The sequence below is a fragment of the Mesorhizobium sp. M7A.F.Ca.CA.002.15.2.1 genome, assembly GCF_003998715.1.
Lineage (GTDB): Bacteria > Pseudomonadota > Alphaproteobacteria > Rhizobiales > Rhizobiaceae > Mesorhizobium > Mesorhizobium ciceri.
Window position 1 is genome coordinate 1 of sequence record NZ_RZPI01000876.1, and the last position, 1948, is coordinate 1948.

At 63.2% G+C, this 1948-nt stretch carries 3 protein-coding genes; 1 reads left to right on the forward strand and 2 read right to left on the reverse strand.

From position 1 onward, the window contains the following. On the reverse strand, positions 1–200 hold a 200-nt coding region (locus tag ENZ74_RS30565), incomplete at its 3' end, for a glutaminase (protein ID WP_206522368.1). 4 nt (positions 201–204) lie between these two features. Further along, the gene (locus ENZ74_RS30570) at positions 205–1353 is read right to left on the reverse strand and encodes an aminotransferase class I/II-fold pyridoxal phosphate-dependent enzyme (protein WP_063168093.1); all 1149 of its coding nucleotides are present in this window, start codon (positions 1351–1353) and stop codon (positions 205–207) included. 145 nt (positions 1354–1498) lie between these two features. On the opposite strand from ENZ74_RS30570, the gene ENZ74_RS30575 reads away from it, so the two are divergent. After that, the coding region (locus ENZ74_RS30575) for a M48 family metalloprotease (protein WP_206522369.1) at positions 1499–1948 on the forward strand (450 nt) is incomplete at its 3' end.

Genomic DNA, 1948 nt, shown 5'->3' on the forward strand with positions numbered 1-1948 from the left:
GAAAATGCCTGGTCGGCATCGCCGGCCATCAGCACGCGGCCGTCATTGGTGACCGCCGCGATGCCGAACTTCTTCGGATCGACCTTGCCCAGCTGCGGAATGTAGGAAGCGACGTCGCCGCGATCGGTGCGCTCGGCCATTTCGGCGGCGACTTCGGCCAATGCCCGATCAAGTTTGGGGGCCTGTTCAAGTTCCGGCATGGTGCTACCTCAACCAGCGTTCGATGCGCACCATTGCCTCGACCATGTCGTCGTGGCTGCCGGCGTAGGAGAAACGCATGGTCCGGTGCCCAGCCTGAGTGTCGAAGTCGCGGCCGGGCGTTGCTGCAACATGCGCCTCGGCCAGCATCTTTCGCGCGAAGGCCATGCTGTCATTGGTATGCCTGGTGACGTCACAGAACGCATAAAAGGCGCCGTCCATGGGCGCCGCCAGCGGAAAGCCGAGTTCCGGCAGGCGTTTCATCAAGAGCTCGCGATTCCAGGCGTAGCGGCCTTTTACCGCCTCCAGTTCCTCGGTCGCCCTGAACGCTTCGATCGCGGCAATCTGCGATAGCTCCGGCGGCGAGATGTAGAGGCTCTGGGCGACGCGCTCGACCGGCCGCACCAGTTCCTGCGGCAGCACCATCCAGCCGATTCGCCAGCCGGTCATGCAGTAATATTTGGAGAAGGAATTGATCACCGTCACATCGCCGCCATAGGCAAGTGCCGTGGTGTCGGGGGCGGCATAGGCCAGCCGGTGATAGATTTCGTCGGAGATGACGGCGATGCCGAGGTCCTGTGCCGTCCTTACCAGAGCCGCCAGTTCATCGGCTGGTATGACCGCGCCGGTTGGATTGGCGGGACTGGCGAAGAGAACGCCTTTCAGCGGCTTTTCACGATGCGCGGCTTCCAAATGGCCGGCATGCAGGTAGGCGGCGTCGCCGAGCTCGATCTCGACCACCTCTATGCCGAGTGCGGCCATGATGTTGCGGTAGGCAGGGTAACCGGGTGCCGCGATGGCGACGCGGTCACCCCGATCGAACATCGCCAGGAAGGCAAGATTGAAGGCGGCCGGCGATCCGGTGGTCACCGCGATCCGGCCGGGCTCGATATCAAGCCCATAGTGATCGGCGTAGTGTCCGGCTATCGCCTTGCGCAAACCTGCCAGTCCGAGCGCGTCGGTGTAGCCGATGCGCCCATCCTGCAGCGCCTTGGCTGCTGCGGCGCGAACCAGAACCGGTGCGGGATCGGAGGGTTGGCCGACGGCCATCGAAACAACCGGCACGCCCTGGGACTTCAGCCGGTTTGCCTCTGCCAGAATGTCCATCGCATGGAAGGGCTCGACATTGCCGCGGCGTGAGAGCGAAACGACCATTTAACCAGTATTCCCGATGACTGACGGCGCCAGGCACTGGCGCATGTGCCGCACAAATGCCCGATTGATGTGAGGATCACAAGTTGAGGAAGTTTCCGGCGCCGACTTTTCATCTTTCGCCCGCTCGTCTACCAGTGGACACATCATGTTGAGCCGACCCAGATCGACGATTGCCCAGGCAGCGCGCGTCTTCGCGACGCTTTCGCTTGGCGTTGCCGTTGCAATGTCGAGCTCGGTCAGCGCCTTCGCCCAGAACGTGCCGGTGGTGCGCGACGCCGAGATCGAGGCGCTGGTGCGCGATTACGCGCGGCCGATCTTCAGGGCGGCCGGCCTGGCGAATGACGGCATCGACATCGTCCTGGTCAACGACCAGAGTTTCAACGCCTTCGTCACCGGGCGTCGGCTGTTCATCAACACCGGCGCGCTGATGACGGCTGAAACGCCCAACGAGATCATCGGCGTCATCGCGCACGAAGCCGGTCATATTGCCGGCGGCCACCAGCAGAAGCTGCGCGACCAGCTCGAACGAGCCAAGACGATGGCCGTCATCGCGACATTGCTTGGCGCCGGCAATATGACCGGCTTCGTGCGCGAT

Bases quoted from the DNA above. Each gene is read 5' to 3' on its own strand.
- ENZ74_RS30570 (WP_063168093.1), bottom strand. From the start codon at position 1,353: ATGGTCGTTTCGCTCTCACGCCGCGGCAATGTCGAGCCCTTCCATGCG.